Origin of the sequence: Cognatundibacterium oligocarboniphilum (assembly GCF_013377855.1) — a bacterium.
Taxonomy (GTDB): Bacteria; Pseudomonadota; Gammaproteobacteria; order Burkholderiales; family Burkholderiaceae_D; genus Undibacterium; species Undibacterium oligocarboniphilum.
Genome location: NZ_JABXYJ010000004.1, coordinates 317,401 through 334,964, shown reverse-complemented (window position 1 = coordinate 334,964; position 17,564 = coordinate 317,401). Strand labels below are relative to the sequence as shown.

The window sequence follows — 17,564 nt, the reverse complement described above, 5'->3', positions numbered from 1 at the left end:
CGCCTTCACACATGGAATACAACGTGTCGCATCATTCTGGAATCTGATATGAGTTATCCCAAATTATTAGCTGATATTGGCGGTACCAACGCCCGCTTTGCACTTGAAACTGCACAAGGACAGATAGAGGCAGTGCAGGTATTGCCCTGCGCCGGTTATGCCAGTCTGTCACTCGCCATGCGCGCCTATCTGCAAGACGCTGCCAGCATTGCTGCTGGCGCGGCCGAGGTACGGCAGGCAGGTATTGCGATTGCCAATCCGGTCCATGATGACCAGGTACAGATGACCAATCATCACTGGAGTTTTTCCATTACTGCAGTCCAGGCAGAGTTCGGACTGGATTCTCTGATCGTGGTGAATGATTTCACGGCACTGGCAATGTCTTTGCCGATGCTGAGTACTGCACAGAAGTATCAGGCCGGTGGCCAGCCAGCCTTGCCAAAGGCGGCAATTGGCCTGCTGGGAGCCGGCACTGGTCTGGGCGTATCAGGTCTGGTCTGGACAGAGAACGCCTGGGTGCCTTTGCATAGCGAAGGCGGACACGTCAGCTTTACACCAGCGAATGCACTTGAAATCGATATTTTGCGGTTTGCATGGCAGGAATTCGAACATGTCTCTGCGGAACGTTTACTCTCAGGTCCGGGCTTACGTCTGATTTACCGTGCACTGGCAGCGCGACGGCAAAAAGCCACAGAGGAGACCGGAGGGACGGAGAAGGCAGCAAAAGCCATCGACGATATCGATGCACCAGAAATTCTGCTGCGCGGGCTCGATAATACCTGTCCGCTTTGCCGGGAAGTGCTCTCCGTATTCTGTGACATGCTGGGTACGATGGCCGGCAATTTGGCAGTCACACTGGGCGCACGTGGTGGTATTTACATCGGTGGCGGCATTGTGCCGCGTCTTGGCGATTTTCTGCTACGCTCCGGCTTCCGCCAGCGCTTTGAACAGAAAGGTCGCTTTTCTGCTTATCTGGCTGAAGTGCCTGTGTATGTCATTACCGAAGCATATCCCGCATTTATCGGACTGTCTGCGATACTGACTGCCACAGAAAAATCGGTGCTGCCGGGTACCGGCGCTGATCTCACAGATATCGCTGATGTTGCTGTCTATGCCAGCACGCTTGCTGATACCAGAACAGCGCACGATCTTCCGGAACATGGCATGGTGACTGGATCTGGCTTCATTCCTGCGACGGCCTCCATAAGATACACCTGATCAGCATCCGGTTCAGGAGACCAGCGCAGGACGCTACCTGATCATCGCCTGCCCTGATGAATACTTTAGTGCAGCAGACTGCGTGCTCCCGGCCATGTATTGCTGCGGCAGAGATCGTGCGTCACCTGTTGCACGAGCTTTTCCACTGCCATTGCTGCATTCGTCAGCGGAATGTTTTTTGATGTGCATAAGGTGACGGTACGGGACAATTCTACATCGCGAAAAGCACAGGCATGTAATTCGCCCCGATTGATTTCTGCCAACACCGGTGACACCGGCAAAATCGTTGCTCCCATATCGGCCAGCAATGCGGATTTGAGGATCGCAATCGATGTGATATCAATCACTTTATCAATAGTACGGCCATGTTCACGTACTACGCGTTCAATCCGGGGGCGCACACCATGCTGAATGCTGGGCAAAATCAGGGGTATCTGTAAAGCCTGATCGAGACTGATGGTTTTGCGTTTGCAGATAAAACGGGAATCATGACGGGTGATATACATCATCTGCTCTTCCACTAAAGCAACCGTGTTCAGGCCGGATAGTTGCCCGTCATCAAACAGGATCGCCAGATTCAGGCGACCAGAGCGCAATTGTTCTGTGAGGTTGCCTGTCAGCTCCTCAGTCAGTTGAAACACAATATCGGGATATGTCTCCCGCACTGCCATCAACAGCGGCAATGCCAGCGCACCCGAAACGCTTTGGGGTATTCCCAGCGCCACGGTTCCCGCAGGTTTGTCGGTCGATTGCGCTACGGCAGATCTGGCATCGCTGACTTGTTTAAGAATGGCCTGAGCATGTTCATAAAACAGCTTTCCGGCATCGGTTGCCTGCATGCCCTGGGCTGAACGATGCAGCAGTGTGGCGCCGAGTTCTTCTTCGAGTTGTTGCAATTGCTGTGTCAATGCTGGCTGCACGATATGCAGGACACGCGCCGCGCGGGACAGGGAGCCGTGATCAACAATGGCGACGAAATAACGGAGCTGGCGCAGTTCCATGACTCAGCCCACCGGTTGTATTGAGCGCCGCTCTATCGACGATGACAGAATCAGCGAAGTCGAGGTCACGCCACAACGCGCCAGGCTGGCGATCACCCGCTCCAGCTCTCTCACCGACGGCGCCACTACTTTGACGATCACGCAGTCTTCGCCGGTAATCGCATGACATTCGATCACTTCCGGCACCTGTTCGGCAATCTTGACCACGGGAATATCGCTGGAACGGCTGGCGATACGCACGAACGCGGTGATGCCATAACCCAGGGCCTCCGGATTCACGCGCGCATGGTAACCCGTGATGACATTCGCCGCTTCCATGCGTTTCACTCTCTCGGCCACCGCAGGCTGGCTCAGATGAATGCGGCGGCCGATTTCAGCCAGCGTCACGCGAGCATCTGACTGCAAAATATCGAGGATTCTGGCATCCATCAGATCTAATTCTGGCTTCATGGAAAATTCTGCTTTTTTCGTTTAATTCAAAAGGAATATAACCGATTTACCTTCAATCATCCATTCATCATCGGGTTTCGCTGACTTACACTGTGGTCTGATCCGAACAGAAAAAACTGCCATGCGCCATTTACCGAAATCCGTACTGACTGCCCTGTTGACGGTGTACATCGTCTGGGGTTCAACCTATTTTGCGATACAGGTCGCGCTGACGGCGTTTCCACCTTTGCTGATGATCGGCACCCGTTTTCTGGTGGCCGGAGCAATTTTGTATTTGTGGCAAAAGTGGCACAGCGCGCCCAATCCAACGATGCGCGAATGGCGTGACGGCGGCATCATCGGCATTCTGATGCTGGGCGGCGGCACCGGCCTGACGGCATGTGCGCAGCAATATGTATCGTCCGGTCTAACAGCGGTATTCATCGCCTGCTCGCCGATGATTTTATCGGGATTATCAGGTCTGTTCGGCGACTGGCCGAAACGGCGCGAATGGATAGGCATCGTCTCCGGTTTTGCCGGTGCCATGCTGCTGGCATCCGATCACGGCTTTGCCGCACAGCCAATGGGAATTATCCTGTTGCTGGGTGCGATTCTGAGCTGGGATGTCGGCTCCATACTGTCGCAGAAAAGACTCAGGATGGCGGCAGGCGGCATGGGTTTTGCCAGTGAAATGCTGGTCGGCGGCCTGTTTCTGGTCATCCTGAGCCTGCTGCGCGGCGAGCACATGAATGGCCCGCTGACCATGCCCGCATTCGCTGCCTGGGCTTACCTGGTAATCGCAGGATCCTTACTGGCATTCACGGCATATATGTATCTGCTGTCCAAAGTGCACACCGGACTCGCCGCAAGTTATGCGTATGTTAATCCGGTTATTGCCGTGACGCTGGGTGTGGTATTCGGCGGTGAGCATTTATCCGCCAAGGCGATGCTGGCGATGGCCATCATTCTGGGCAGCGTAGTGGTCCTGACCACAACACGTCGGGTTCAGCGCTCCAGTTAAACTGCTGCTCCGGCGGGTTACTGAGATGTATCGGTGAAGAAAGCTGTCAGATCTATGCTCTCCGCCACACCGGATATCTGCAAGAGCGCGGGGAAACAGAGTAAGATAAACACCCGGCTTTCAGCTCACGAGGTTCTCTATGCGCGCCCTGCAGTTCACTCTGTATTCGCTTTTTCTGCCCGCTTTACTGTCAAGCTTACTGACTGTCAGCCCGGTAACCCACGCCGCGTCTGACCGGCCAGCTGTGCATGTGGTGAATGCCCAGGGAGCCGACCTGGAAAATGCGGTCGTATACGCCGAACCTGCCGCTGGCACAGTGCTGCCCAAACCCGGTAGTGCCGAAATCCAGCAAAAGGACCGGAAATTCCTGCCGCTGGTGTCCGTCATACAAACCGGCACTTCGGTGTCATTTCCCAACAATGACACTGTCAAACATCACGCCTATTCCTTTTCCACGCCGAAACCGTTTGAGCTCAAGCTTTACTCCGGCAAACCTTCCGCCCCGCTTGTGTTCGACCAGCCCGGTACGGTGGTGGTCGGCTGTAATATCCATGATCAGATGGTTGCCTATATCCAGATCGTGAATACACCTTACTTTGCAAAAACAGATGCCAGAGGCATAGCGCATTTGCCTGCCATGCCAGTGGGCAAATACACGCTCAAAGTCTGGCATTATCAGCAGGCAGCAGGCAGTGCCGTGCATGAACAGCCTTGGCAGACCGGCACAGACACCGCGCCATTGTTGGTTAAACTGCCACTCTGAACCAATCGGAACAAGGCTGGTTACTGTCATTCCAATTCTTGTTTCCCTGCGGAGACTGAAACATGAAAGGCTAATTCACATGCGTTTTCACAGCCTGAAAAACAGGATTGTTTTTCTGTTCATCAGTTTACTGCTAGCCTTGCAGCTGGTCAGTTATTTTGCGATTGGCAATGCCATCGACAGCAATGCACGCAATGCGATCCATGAAGAACTGCGGTTAAGCGAAAAAATATTTTCCCGTCTGTTGGAACAAAACGCACAAAAGCTGATTCAAGGCGCTACCCTGCTTTCCAAGGACTATGCTTTCCGGGAAGCGATCGGCACGCATGACACCGAAACCATCGTATCGACCCTGCTGAACCACGGTCAGCGGCTCGGGGCCGACTTGACCATGTTGGTCGATCTCGAAGGAAAAATCACCGCCACCAGCAGCGATACGCTGGCACGTGGTCTGCAAAAATCGGTGTCAGTACTGATTCAGCAGGCCGGAAAACAGGGACATGCTTCCAGTACAGACATGGTGGACGGCAAACCCTATCAGATGGTGATGGTACCGATTCTGGCGCCGGTCACGATCAGCTGGGTCGCGATGGCGATCCCCGTTGACAGCAAACTCATTAACGATATGCGTGAATTAAGCCAGCTGCAGATCAGCCTGCTGACTTCGGTCAATGGGCAGGCCTGGACTCCGCACATTTCCACCCTCGGTCAAAGCGATGCCAATGCGCTGGCGCAGATGCTGCCCGCCAACAGCTGGCGGACCGAAATCCTGCGCGATTTTGAACTGGGCGACAGCTATTACAGCGCCAGCATATTGCCGTTGGTGCAGAATGAAAAAAGCAAAACCATCGCCGTGCTGCAAATTTCTATCAGCGAGGCGGTTGCACCGTATAAACAGTTACAGAGAAACCTGCTGATCCTGACTGTTCTGGGCGGCATTCTGGCCACCATCATCAGCGCAGTCACCGCCGGACGGATTGCCGGTCCGGTCAGGCAGCTGGCAGACCAGGCACGCCGGCTGGGTGCCGGTGACTACCAGACCCCGATCAATATTCAGCGCAAAGATGAAATTGGCGATCTGGCCACGAGTTTCTCCCAGATGCGGGATGCGATTGCCCAGCGCGAAAAGGAAATCAGCCATCTGGCGTACTGGGATACGCTGACCAATCTGCCAAACCGTACACTGTTTACCAATATGCTGGACGATGCCATCCGTCAGGCTGGCATGCGCGTCAGCACCTGCTATGTGCTGATGATGGATCTGGATCGCTTTAAACATGTGAACGATGTGATGGGACATCGTTTCGGCGATCTGCTGCTGCAACAGGTAGCGGTGATTCTTAATAGCGAACTGGGGACAAACAACATCAAACCTGCCCGTCTGGGAGGAGATGAATTCGCAGCGATGCTGCCCGGCGTCAGCCAGAATGAGGCCATGCAGGTAGCCGAAAAAATCCTGCTGGCGCTTGAAAAGCCGATCACCATTGAAGACCAGACCGTCGATATCGGTGCGGGCATCGGTATCGCCGGATACCCGGAACATGCCAGTGACGCAGCCAGTCTGCTAAGCCGTACTGAAGTGGCGATGTATGTCGCCAAGCAGCTCAAAAATGGCGCCGTTATCTACTCGCCCGAGATTGATAAATCCAGCCAGCAAAACCTTTCCCTGCTCAGCGACATGCGGGCAGCACTGGAACACAAGCAATTCCGGTTGTATGTGCAACCCAAGCTCTCTCTGCACACCGGTCAGATCGTTGCAGCCGAAGCATTGGTACGCTGGATACATCCGGAACGCAACTTCATTTTTCCGGACCAGTTTATTCCCTTTGCCGAGCAAACCGGCTTCATCCGTCAGCTGACGCACTGGGTCATGAATGCCGCCGCTGCCGCGAGCCGTGACTGGCAGCGTGCAGGGCTGAACATCAAGTTGTCCGTGAATATTTCCACCCGCGATTTGCTGGATCAGGAATTACCTTCAAAATTTTCTGGCATCCTACAGCAACATCAGGTTGCAGCCTCTTCGTTTTGCCTGGAAATTACCGAAAGCGCCATCATGGATGATCCGGTACGGGCGCATCAGACACTCGATCGTCTGCACGCCATGGGAATGGAATTGTCAATCGACGATTTCGGCACCGGCTATTCTTCTCTCGCCTATCTGAAACGGTTACCGGTCGACGAATTAAAAATTGACAAATCCTTCGTGCTGAAAATGGAAAAAAATGCCGACGATACCAAGATTGTGAAATCTACCATCGACCTGGGTCACAATATGGGACTGCGGGTGGTGGCCGAAGGCGTTGAAAATGCGGAGGTCATCAGCCTGCTGACTGAACTGGGCTGCGATCATGCGCAGGGCTATCACATTGCCAAACCCATGCCGGCCAGCGACCTGCCAGCCTGGCTGGTCGAATGGAATCAACATCAGACGATCTGAATGATCTGACCGGACTTACGGTCTCTTTTCCGGTTATACATGCGGCTGTCGGCAATCTTAATGAGCCGCATGTGATCATTACCATCTTCCGGAAAGCTGGCCCAGCCGATTGAAGCACCGATGTCGACCACCGCATGCTCAAGCGCAATCGGCTGCTCAACCAGCGCAGAAATTTTGTCCACCATCTGATGGATATCAATCGAATTTTTGGTTTCTTTCAACAGCAATACAAATTCGTCGCCGCCATAACGCGCGACCTCATCGGTATCGCGGATCGCTGAACGCAGTCTCGCTGCGGTGATAATCAGCACTTTGTCACCCGCATCATGTCCATGATTGTCATTCACCATTTTGAAGCGGTCGAGATCGATAAACAGCAAAGTAAAACCGATAGAACTGCCCGGATTCTGGCGCGCTTCTTTTTGCAAATGGGTGATCTGGGCAAACAGGGATTCTCGGTTCGCTACCTGCGTGAGTTTATCGAAACGCAGCTTACTTTCCATTTCAGTGAAGGTCTGCGCCAGAATACCGATTTCATCTGAACGGCGGATATCCAGTTTGGGCATAGGTTCGCCATTACCGAACAGATTTGCCGCTGCAGTCAGCTTGCGGATATCGCGGATCACACGCTCAACGATCGTCAGTCCAATCGTCAGTGCAAAAATGATGCAGGCAATGGCGATCACAACACTTTGCATAAACCCCTGATTGATGCTGCTCATAAAATCAGCGCGCGGCACGGCGACGATAGTCTGCCAGTTCAGCCCCTGTGCATTGCCCAATGGAGAAATCGCCACATCGACGGTGCCGATACTAAGCTCCATTTCGCGGGTGCCGTTCTCTGCCTGATTCAAGACCGTGTTGGCAATATGAGAAAATGTCTCGCTGATCAGCGCAGTTTTCATATCAACGGCACGCATGCGCTCCGGCAAACCATTCATGGTGCGCTCCGGCAGTTCCTTGCCGGAAGTGGCCACGATATAGCCCTCGGCATCAACGATATAAGCAACACTGTTTTTACTGATTTCCAGCTTGCGTAAAAAATTTGACAATTCTTTCAGCGTCACATCCGTTGCAACCACGCCGACGAATTCATGATTTTTTTGAAAAACAGCTTTCGCCAAGGTGATGGTCGGATAATGAAACGAAAAATTATTATAAATCTTTGACCAGACCGGCGTTTCCGAATTCATCGCCGCCTGATACCAAGGGCGCTTGCGCGGATCGAATTCGTCCTTGCGGATCAGGTTGGAACGGTCACCGATTGAGGTCACACGGTAGACGTCGCGATGATCCGCCTCCGGCGTACGCCAGAATAGCTGGACTTCGTTTTTGGAAATCCGGTACACACCGACAAAGCGGCCATCCTTGCCACCGAAATAAACGTAATTATTCACATCCATGAACAATCCACTGGCGCTCCAGAACTTGTCTTCCAGCGCATACATATCGGTCACAAAAGGGTGTTCGCGCGGCACACGGTTAGCAGCGGGCGCCACCGAATCGAGCGCAATCAGCGCACCGTCCAGATGCTTTTCCGTGGCGCTGTTGATGCGATTCGCCATATCTGTCAGCACGCGCTGTGTGAGTGTCTGGACCGCGTCAGTACTCGCCTTCATCGATACCCAGCCAATGGCTGCGGAAACACCGACGACCAGAATGGTAATCGGGATAACCAGCTCACGGCGTAAAGAAGAACGACTCATATAAGCGAAAACTCATCTACGAAAAAGCTGATGGAACATTTCGTCTTACGGTTGCCGGGCAATCACACTGGCAAATCCGGATTGCATTTACCGTCATGTTACCGAGCTTACCAGTATGTACGACGATTTCAAAGAGATTGGTAAGCATAATACGGCGTTTCACCTCCGTAATCCCAGCCAGTAGAAGTAGCGCTCGGTATATGACCAGAAAATGACAGTACAGATGTTTCAAAAATGAACACTACCGACATTCAACTCGCCATGACAAATTTATTGATTGTCATTGACAGCCGTTATCATCGCGTCACTTGTTTTCATTTTTTGTATTTGTCCCGGCATAAAAATGCCTACAATAGAAAAATAACGATGGTCACCGGCTCCTTGACAGCGACAGCTGCCTTCACTTTTTGAATGGAAATTTTATGCGTCTCCTGACAAGATATCTGCTTCCGTTTTTCCTCGCGTGGATGCCGCCGCTGACACAGGCCGAACTGCTGCCACCCGACAGCGGGAAATTACTCGCGACCGGCGGTGTGAAACAGGTAGAAGGTGCTGGCGGCGGTGGCATCGTGCCGTGGGCGCTGATCACCAGTTACGGCACCGAGGACAGTTATGGCATCAATGCACATCTCACAGTGCTGCCCACGCAGGATTACCGGCTCAAGGCCTACGGCGTTGCTGTCGGCTTTTGCGACAAACTGGAACTGTCACTTGGCCGGCAGGAATTCAGCGGCAGCAAAGCACCGCTGAATCAGCTTTCACTCAGACAGGACATCGCCGGAATCAAACTGCGAATCAGCGGCGACCTGATTGCCGATCAGGACAACTGGAAACCGCAGCTTGCCATTGGCGCCATGTATAAACGCAGTCAGCCGGTACAGGGACTGGAAGGACTGGGCATCACCAGCGTCACACAGTTGGGCGCCAAAGACGATCACGGTATCGATTATTACGTAGCCGCCAGCAAATTATTTCTGGCGCAAAGCCTGTTGCTCAATGGCACGCTGCGCGCAACCAAAGCCAACCAGATGGGCTTGCTCGGTTTTGGCGGCGATCTGAACAATCGCTATCAGCTGATGCCGGAACTGTCCGCCGCCTATCTGCTGAACCGCAAACTGGCAGTTGGGGTGGAATATCGCCGTAAGCCGCAGAATCTCTCCATCGATCATGAAAAAGCTTACTACGATGCGTTTCTGGCATGGTTTCCGAATAAAAATCTTTCGCTGACCCTGGCTTATGCAAGACTGGGCGATATCACGGTATTTAATCCGGTTAATCAGCGTGGCTGGTATCTTTCCGTACAAATGGGGAATTGATGATGCGAATCCGTTTGCTATCTTGTCTGACTGTCTTTACCCTGTTTTTTTCAATGGCTCAGTCAGCATTGACTCAGGAATCTCCCGCAGCTGTCACTCTGTATGCCGAACTGGGGGAAAACGCAGGTATCAGCCAGATCGTCGATCACATGCTGGCACTGGCGCTGCAGGATGCGCGCATCAAAGACAGCTTCCGGGACAGCAATCTGAAACGCCTGGCAAGTTTGCTCAAGGAACAATTTTGTGTCCTCAGCGACGGGCCCTGCCGGTATAGCGGCGACGGCATGAAGGAAACGCATGAGGGTCTGCAGATTACGTCAGCCCAGTTCAACGCACTGGCAGAAGATTTACAGATCGCCATGGAGCAGGTTGGTATCGCGTCGCGCCTGCAAAACCGGCTGATCGCCAGGCTGGCACCCATGAAGCGGGACATTGTGCATGCCCGTCCATAAGCGCCCTGTGCGGCAGACAAAAATCACTGCAATGTAAGCCAAATATCTTATACAACATGCGACTTGCCGCGCTGCAGACAGATACAGCATCAGTCAGAACCTTCCCTGAACGGCTGGTATGCTCAGGGGTCATACTGGATGCTCAATACCGACCCATGTAATCTTTTTTACCCAGCTCCACACCAGCATGGCGCAGGATGTCATATGCCGTCGTGATATGGAAGAAGAACTGCGGCAATCCGTAATGCAACAGATAATTCTGACCACTCAGGCGCTGTTCCTTCGGCGTGCCGGGACGTAATACGATTTCCAGTGTCTCGCTGTCCGCCATGTCAGCTGCCTTGATGCTTTGGATAAAATCGCGGGTACGTGCGATCCGTGTCTGCAGGTCAGCAAACGTCTGTTCATTGTCTTCGTAAACGGGCAGTTCAGTTTGTGCCAGACGGCCTGCGATGCCCTTGGCAAAATCGCCGGCAATCTGCACCTGCCGCAGCAGCGGAAACATGTCGGGAAACAGCCTCGCCTGCAGCAATACTTCCGGAGCAATATTTTTGGCAGCGGCATGTGCTGCCGCTTTGTGCAGCACATCGCTCAGACTGTCCAGCATTTGTGTCAATACCGGTACCGAGGCGGCATACATAGAAATCGTCATGGTGATTCTCCGTCAAATCAGGTTAGGCAGACAGGCGGCATTGCCTGACGGCGGGACTGATTATAGGACGGCTGGCTGTTTCGCGTATGCACCCTGTGCAACCTGGGGTGGTCATGGTATTTTTACTAAAAAAAAGCCGGTCACAGACCGGCTTCTCCCCCCACTACAACAACTTTCCGTATCAGAAGCGGTAGCCTACGCCAACGCCTACCAGCCATGGGTCAACCTTGACTGCACTGATTTTGGTGCCAGCAGAAGTCACATCGCTGCGGATCTGCACTTTTTTCACATCCAGATTCAAAGACCAGTTTTTGTCCAGTTTAAAATCCACACCTGCCTGCACAGCAAAACCAATACTGCTTTTATCCAGATCAGCAGCACCTTTGAGCAGGTTCACATCCGAGATGCGGGTGTAATTCACACCGGCGCCAACATAAGGACTGAATGCCGCGTCAGGTGTAAAGTGATACTGCGCAGTCAGAGTCGGTGGCAGGTGCTTGAAGCTGCCGATGGTGGCACCATCCAGTGTCACGTCATGTTTTTGCGGATAAGTCAGAACCAGTTCTGCAGACCAGTTTGGTGTCACGAAATAAGAAATATCCACTTCAGGGATCGTTTTGTTGCTGACCGCGATACGGTCTGCTGCGCCAATACCGCCAACCGGATCAGAGCCATTTGCAGGGCTGATGTTCACAACGCGGGCACGTACCATCCATGGGCTTTGCTGAGCCATTGCCTGAGTCGCTGCCAGACCGATAGTTGCTAAAGAGATCGCTATAACAATTTTTTTCATTTTGTTTTCCTTGGTTGTCTGAGTTGATGAAGCAAGTGTAGTCTTCACAGACTCTTACAATTTGAGCTACATCAAAATTGTTGCGAAGCACAAATCTGCGATAAATCCAGTAAAAACCGCCGCCCTGCCCCTGCTTGAGGTATCCTTGCGGTCATTCTGTTTTCCATCTAAAACATCTCAAAAATGGCTAATTACGTCTATACCATGAATCGCGTCGGCAAAATCGTGCCGCCCAAACGCCAGATTCTGAAAGATATCTCCCTCTCCTTCTTCCCTGGCGCCAAGATCGGCGTGCTCGGTCTGAATGGCTCCGGTAAATCCTCGCTGCAGAAAATCATGGCGGGGATTGATAAAGACATTCAGGGCGAAGCCATTCCGATGCCGAACCTGAACATCGGCTACCTGCCGCAGGAACCGCAGCTCGACCCTGAGCAGACCGTGCGGGAAGCTGTCGAATCGGCGCTGGGCGAAGTGTTTGCCGCCAAGGCGCGTCTGGAAGAAGTGTATGCCGCGTATGCGGAAGAAAACGCCGATTTCGATGCGCTGGCCGAAGAACAGGCAAAACTCGAAGCCATCATTTCCACCTCCGCCGGCGACAACGTCGAACTGCAGCTGGAGATGGCGGCCGATGCGCTGCGTCTGCCGGCCTGGGATGCCAAAATCGGCGTGCTGTCGGGCGGTGAAAAACGCCGTGTCGCGCTGTGCCGCCTGCTGTTGTCGAAACCCGACATGCTGCTGCTCGACGAACCGACCAACCATCTGGACGCCGAATCGGTCGACTGGCTGGAACAATTCCTGCTGCGCTTCCCCGGCACGGTGGTGGCGATCACGCATGACCGCTACTTCCTCGATAACGCCGCCGAATGGATACTGGAACTCGACCGCGGCGCCGGCATTCCGTGGAAAGGCAATTACTCGTCCTGGCTGGATCAGAAGCAGGCTCGCCTGAAACAGGAAGAAGCGACCGAATCGGCACGCCAGAAAGCCTTGCAAAAAGAACTGGAATGGTCACGCCAGAATCCGAAAGCGCGTCAGGCCAAATCGAAAGCACGCCTGGCGCGCTTCAACGAGATGAGCGAGCACGAATACCAGAAACGCAATGAAACGCAGGAGATTTTCATTCCGGTTGCGGAGCGTCTGGGCAATGAAGTCATCGAATTTAAAAATGTCTCGAAAGCCTTTGGTGACCGCCTGCTGATCGACAATCTGAGTTTCCGGATTCCGCCCGGCGCGATCGTCGGTATCATCGGCCCGAACGGCGCCGGTAAATCCACCTTGTTCAAAATGATCAAGGGTCTGGAACAGCCGGACAGCGGCGAAGTGGTACTCGGCCAGACTGCCAAAATCTCGCTGGTCGATCAGTCGCGTGAAGACTTGGGTAATACCAAGACCGTGTTTGAAGATGTTGCGAATGGCGCCGACATCCTGACTGTCGGTCGCTTTGAGATGCCATCGCGCGCCTATCTGGGACGTTTCAATTTCAAAGGCGGCGACCAGCAAAAGATCGTCGGCAATCTGTCCGGTGGCGAACGTGGTCGCCTGCATCTGGCCAAAACTTTGCTGCAGGGCGGTAACGTGCTGCTGCTCGATGAACCATCCAACGATCTCGACGTGGAAACGCTACGCGCGCTGGAAGATGCGCTACTCGAATTCGCCGGCAGCGTGATGGTGATCTCGCATGACCGCTGGTTCCTCGATCGTATCGCGACGCATATTCTCGCGTTTGAAGGCAATTCTCAGGTAACGTTCTTTGACGGCAACTATCAGGAATATGAAGCCGACAAGAAAAAACGTCTGGGTGAGGAAGGTGCAAAACCAAAACGCATCCGTTACAAACCATTGAGCGTTTAATCATTGAATGCCGGGAGAGGGCGCAGTGGCAATGTGTGCAACGCAGGTCACCCGCCCTGTCCTGCAACCAGTTTATGAATAGAACAGGCAATAACCGGAGTGTCCTGCCATGCTGAACATCACTTCTTTGAAAACCTTGCTGACAGCGATCTTGTTGCTATCCGCGCTGCAATCAGGTTCTGCCCTGGCCAATTCAGGCGGAAAAGAAGCCAACGCCGGCACACCGACTGCGGTACTGGAGCCGTTTACCGTCAATCTGTCCAGCTTTGACCGTTACCTGCAAATCAATATCACGTTGCAGGTCGCCAGTGTCGAGGCTGCGGACAAAATCAAGTTGTATATGCCCGTTGTCCGGCATTCAATGATTATGTTATTGAGTGGTAAAGAGTCTGCCCAGATTCAGAATTCCGAAGGCAAGCATGCGCTAATTGATGAAATCAAGGAGCGCCTGAATGGAGTACTGGGACTGAAAGAACATGACGGCGTGACCGATGTGTTTTTCGTCAATTTCGTTATCCAGTAATGCCTGTCCGTGCATATCATCCTTCATTTTCTTTCTGCGCAGCAGCCCGGGTTGACACGGTTCTGAGCGCTGCGGGCTGTCTGCGCAGCTTCACCTTTTTTCTGTATTTTTTCTGATGTTCCAGCTGGCCGCTCCCGCTTTTGCGGAAATTGAAATCAAGAAAAGCCGTTTTCTGGGACAACTGTATCCCTTGCACAACAGAGCAGAAGCACGGCAGCGGCTGGCGCAGATACGGGCAGCGCATCCGGGTGCTGTGCATGTTTGCTGGGCGTTGATCTGCGCCGGTGATTCCGGGCTGGATGACGATGGCGAACCTTCGGGCACCGCTGCCAGGCCAATGTATAACGTGCTGGTGCATAAAGAAATCACTAACGTGCTGGCAGTGGTAGTCCGCTACTGGGGCGGGACCAAACTGGGTGCAGGCGGTCTGACCCGCGCTTATGGCCAGGCTATTTCGGAAACCTGCAAACTGGCACAGCTGATCGCCGTCGAGCTCATGCACACGCTCACGATCAGCATTGATTTTTCCGATGAATCAGCAGTGCGGCGTTTACTGGACAAATACGAAGCGCAGGTATTGCATATCGATTACAGCGATCGTGCGCGCCTGCAATTCCGTCTCAAAGAAAAACACTGTGCGGCAATTCTGAACGAACTGGCCGGATTATTGAAAGGGAATATATCCATTTCAGATCACATCGGAACAGCACCACCGCAGTAGAAACATATACCATTTTTCCTGCACCTCATCCTATTCCAAACCATGACGTCCACCCTCTCCAACACATCTTTACCGGCCAGGATCAATCAGGAAACTGCCCGTTATCCCTGGCGTGATCTGCTGAAACATTTCGCTTCCGGTACCGTGATCGAAGTCCAGCATGATCTGGACCTGGTGGCAGTCGCCTGCCTGATGGCCGAAGACCGTGCCAGTGAAATCCAGGCCTTGCTGCATGCAGGAAAAATTGTCCGTATGAGCGATCAGCAGGCGCAGAACTGGCTGGACCTGGATCTGGAAGTCTGGACGGTGGTCGTCAAGCCCTGGATTCTGGTGCAATACCAGCCGGAAACCGGCGTAGCTGCCGGCATGCATTAAGCCATCGCTATTGCATTGGTATTGAGCATCTGATATTGCGCAATTTACGCAATTGATTGCGATGATGTTCTACACACATCATCGCCAGCCGTTTGCAACAACGGGAAGTGTTGAACTTTTTACCAAAACACTGAGTCTGAAACGTGGTCTCAATGACAATCAGGTTACCGATGCGCACTTCTCCTGCCCATATCCCTGTTGCACGCACAGCATCCATCGTTGCTGTTGCGGCGCTGCATCTCGGATTCGTGATTCTCATCATTCAGCAATCGTCGTGGTTTCGTCCGGCTGATAAACAAGCCGTAATCCACTACCTGCAACTACTGCCGCTGACGCCGGAAACTCCGCACAACAAGCCCGCACCATCTCTCACGCAACAACAGGCAACGACCCGCATAACGCCGCGCATCAGCCGCCGGCAACCGGTCACGCCACCGCCTGCCGTGGCGGTGCAGGGCATGAATATCCCTGCGCCGGCCAGCAGCGCATCCCCTCAGGAAGCCGCGCTCCCCGGTCCGGCTCCTGCACTCGACCTGGACAATCTGAAACGCAGCGCACTGGCCATCGACCGCCAGCGCCAGCCGGATACCATCGAGAAAATCCAGCAAAGCCACCGGCGCGATGAAAACCTGGAAAAACAACTGGCTGACGGCACCCGTAAGGCAGAGCGGAAAGACTGCCTGAAAGCGTATTCCGGCATCGGACTACTCGGGTTGATTCCCCTGGCGGTCAGTACCGTAGTAGATACCGGTTGCAAGTGGTAAAGCCTGACCACAGGTTCTGCCTGCCGACTCAGTTATAATGCCCGCTTCCGCCCATTAGCTGTCAACAGATGCCGATGGCTGAGCGTTTTGTGACGAACCCGCGCTCGTGCGGTCATCTTCATTTTTTACCGGATATCCCATGAAAAAAATTTCTTTCCTGTTCGCTGCCATGATGTTGGCAGCACTCGGCTCGGGCGTGCTGCCTGTCACTACCGGAACCGCTTACGCAGATGAAGCAGCAGATAAGGCCGAATTGGCCAAAAAAATGGTAGTGCGCAAAGAAATGGGCAAACCATTGACTGAAATTCAGGAATTGCTGGACAAGAAACAGTTTGCCGAAGCGACAGAAAAAATCAATGCGCTCGACAGCATGGAAAACAAAACGCCTTACGAAGTATTCGCCCTGAGCCGTATGCGCGCAGTCGTTGCTTCCGGCACCAACAATACACCGCTGCTGGCCACTTCCTTTGACAAAATGATCAATTCCGAATTTCTCAAAGACAATGAGAAATTGCGCCTGATCGAGGGATTGGCAGGTACCTATTACAACGAAAAAAATTATGCTGAAGCCATCGTCTGGGCCAAACGCTATATCGAGAAGAGCAACGCCAATGCGCAGATGAACAATCTGCTGGCACGCTGCTACTACCTCAAGGGTGATTTCCAGAATGCGATTGCTCAGTTGAAGACCATGCTGGCTGACGATGAAAAAGCGCAGCGCATCACCACCGAAGAAAACCTGCGCCTGCTGGCCAGCAGCTACCAGCAGCTCAAAGACAATGCCGGCTACACCGCCGTGCTGGAGCGCGTGGTTCAGCATTATCCGACCCGCGAATACTGGGGCGACCTGATTTACCGGGTCGAACATAAACCCGGCTTCTCGGATCGCCTGCGTCTTGATCTGTACCGCCTGCTGCTGGCAACCAACAATATGGATGATGCTGCGCAATACGTGGAAATGGCCGAGCTCGCGCTGCTGGCAGGCTTGCCGGCAGAAGCGAAAACCGCCGTGGACGCAGGTTATGCCGCCAACCTGCTGGGCACCGGAAAAGAAGCCCCCAAACACAAGCAGCTCAAAGACCGCGTCTACAAACAGGCTGCGGAAGACATCAAATCGCTGGATGCCGGTGAAACTGCCGCCAAAAACGCCAAGACCGGTACCGGTCTGGTCAATATCGGGTACAACTATGTGATCAATCATCAGGCCGAAAAAGGCATCGCCCTGATGGAGCAAGGCATTGCCAAAGGTGGTCTGAAGTCGGTTGATGAAGCCCGCCTGCACCTCGGCATGGCTTACCTGCAATCGGGCAACCGCGATAAAGCTGCGGAGATTTTCAAATCCCTGCAGGCTGCCGACGGCACAGCCGATCTGGGACGTCTTTGGTTATATGTCCGCAAGGAAGAAGCCAAGTAATCCTGTACCGTCCGCCCCGGAGAGCAATGCGCTGCACGACTCCGGGCAGGTTCAAAAAAAACACCGGCCAGTTTCACACTGCCGGTGTTTTTTTATCCGCCGCAATCCGTTCCTGGCACCGCTATCTG

The 17,564-nt window shown here is 53.4% G+C and carries 17 protein-coding genes; 12 read left to right on the top strand and 5 right to left on the bottom strand.

The genetic code is table 11. From position 1 onward, the window contains the following. Positions 1–48: 48 nt before the first annotated feature. Positions 49–1,218: a glucokinase gene (locus tag HV832_RS08795; protein ID WP_176803290.1), complete on the top strand. Its 1,170-nt coding sequence runs from the start codon at positions 49–51 to the stop codon at positions 1,216–1,218. 65 nt (positions 1,219–1,283) lie between these two features. Here HV832_RS08795 and HV832_RS08790 read toward each other — a convergent pair whose 3' ends face one another. Next, entirely contained in the window at positions 1,284–2,219 is a 936-nt protein-coding gene (locus HV832_RS08790; RefSeq protein WP_176803288.1) for a LysR substrate-binding domain-containing protein, read from the bottom strand. 3 nt (positions 2,220–2,222) lie between these two features. Beyond that, positions 2,223–2,669 (bottom strand): Lrp/AsnC family transcriptional regulator, encoded by a 447-nt coding sequence (locus tag HV832_RS08785; RefSeq protein ID WP_176803286.1) that lies wholly within the window; start codon positions 2,667–2,669, stop codon positions 2,223–2,225. Positions 2,670–2,790: 121 nt separating this feature from the next. On the opposite strand from HV832_RS08785, the gene yedA reads away from it, so the two are divergent. The 3 genes from yedA to HV832_RS08770 all read left to right on the top strand — a co-directional run bounded on the left by yedA (position 2,791) and on the right by HV832_RS08770 (position 6,869). Then, positions 2,791–3,669 carry a drug/metabolite exporter YedA gene (yedA, locus tag HV832_RS08780; protein ID WP_176803284.1) on the top strand — a complete coding sequence of 293 codons (879 nt, stop codon included), beginning with the start codon at positions 2,791–2,793 and terminating at the stop codon, positions 3,667–3,669. Positions 3,670–3,808: 139 nt separating this feature from the next. Further along, positions 3,809–4,432, top strand: coding sequence for a methylamine utilization protein (locus HV832_RS08775; protein ID WP_176803282.1), 624 nt, complete (start codon positions 3,809–3,811; stop codon positions 4,430–4,432). 79 nt (positions 4,433–4,511) lie between these two features. Then, positions 4,512–6,869 (top strand): bifunctional diguanylate cyclase/phosphodiesterase, encoded by a 2,358-nt coding sequence (locus HV832_RS08770; protein WP_218131996.1) that lies wholly within the window; start codon positions 4,512–4,514, stop codon positions 6,867–6,869. On the opposite strand, the gene HV832_RS08765 is transcribed toward HV832_RS08770, so the two are convergent. Then, entirely contained in the window at positions 6,857–8,575 is a 1,719-nt protein-coding gene (locus HV832_RS08765; protein WP_176803280.1) for a diguanylate cyclase domain-containing protein, read from the bottom strand. The two genes, HV832_RS08770 and HV832_RS08765, sit on opposite strands and share 13 nt — an antisense overlap. Before the next feature lie 467 nt (positions 8,576–9,042). Here HV832_RS08765 and HV832_RS08760 point away from each other — a divergent pair, with 467 nt between their 5' ends. After that, positions 9,043–9,891, top strand: coding sequence for a DUF3034 family protein (locus HV832_RS08760; RefSeq protein WP_223827198.1), 849 nt, complete (start codon positions 9,043–9,045; stop codon positions 9,889–9,891). Continuing rightward, positions 9,891–10,343 carry a group I truncated hemoglobin gene (locus HV832_RS08755; protein ID WP_223827187.1) on the top strand — a complete coding sequence of 151 codons (453 nt, stop codon included), beginning with the start codon at positions 9,891–9,893 and terminating at the stop codon, positions 10,341–10,343. The genes HV832_RS08760 and HV832_RS08755 overlap by 1 nt, the downstream gene beginning before the upstream one ends. Before the next feature lie 142 nt (positions 10,344–10,485). On the opposite strand, the gene HV832_RS08750 is transcribed toward HV832_RS08755, so the two are convergent. Beyond that, positions 10,486–10,995 (bottom strand): DUF1993 domain-containing protein, encoded by a 510-nt coding sequence (locus HV832_RS08750; RefSeq protein WP_176803270.1) that lies wholly within the window; start codon positions 10,993–10,995, stop codon positions 10,486–10,488. 181 nt (positions 10,996–11,176) lie between these two features. Then, positions 11,177–11,788 (bottom strand): OmpW/AlkL family protein, encoded by a 612-nt coding sequence (locus tag HV832_RS08745; protein WP_176803268.1) that lies wholly within the window; start codon positions 11,786–11,788, stop codon positions 11,177–11,179. A gap of 183 nt (positions 11,789–11,971) precedes the next feature. Here HV832_RS08745 and ettA point away from each other — a divergent pair, with 183 nt between their 5' ends. The 6 genes from ettA to HV832_RS08715 all read left to right on the top strand — a co-directional run bounded on the left by ettA (position 11,972) and on the right by HV832_RS08715 (position 17,436). Then, positions 11,972–13,639, top strand: coding sequence for an energy-dependent translational throttle protein EttA (ettA, locus tag HV832_RS08740; protein WP_176803266.1), 1,668 nt, complete (start codon positions 11,972–11,974; stop codon positions 13,637–13,639). Between the two features lie 109 nt (positions 13,640–13,748). After that, the gene (locus tag HV832_RS08735) at positions 13,749–14,162 is read left to right on the top strand and encodes a flagellar basal body-associated FliL family protein (protein WP_176803264.1); all 414 of its coding nucleotides are present in this window, start codon (positions 13,749–13,751) and stop codon (positions 14,160–14,162) included. Positions 14,163–14,277: 115 nt separating this feature from the next. Beyond that, on the top strand, positions 14,278–14,883 hold the full coding sequence (locus tag HV832_RS08730) for an IMPACT family protein (RefSeq protein WP_176803262.1): 606 nt from the start codon (positions 14,278–14,280) through the stop codon (positions 14,881–14,883). Positions 14,884–14,925: 42 nt separating this feature from the next. After that, positions 14,926–15,258 carry a DUF2288 domain-containing protein gene (locus HV832_RS08725; RefSeq protein WP_176803260.1) on the top strand — a complete coding sequence of 111 codons (333 nt, stop codon included), beginning with the start codon at positions 14,926–14,928 and terminating at the stop codon, positions 15,256–15,258. Between the two features lie 152 nt (positions 15,259–15,410). Continuing rightward, the gene (locus tag HV832_RS08720) at positions 15,411–16,022 is read left to right on the top strand and encodes a hypothetical protein (protein ID WP_176803259.1); all 612 of its coding nucleotides are present in this window, start codon (positions 15,411–15,413) and stop codon (positions 16,020–16,022) included. Positions 16,023–16,161: 139 nt separating this feature from the next. Beyond that, on the top strand, positions 16,162–17,436 hold the full coding sequence (locus tag HV832_RS08715; RefSeq protein WP_176803257.1) for a tetratricopeptide repeat protein: 1,275 nt from the start codon (positions 16,162–16,164) through the stop codon (positions 17,434–17,436). Positions 17,437–17,564 lie beyond the last annotated feature (128 nt).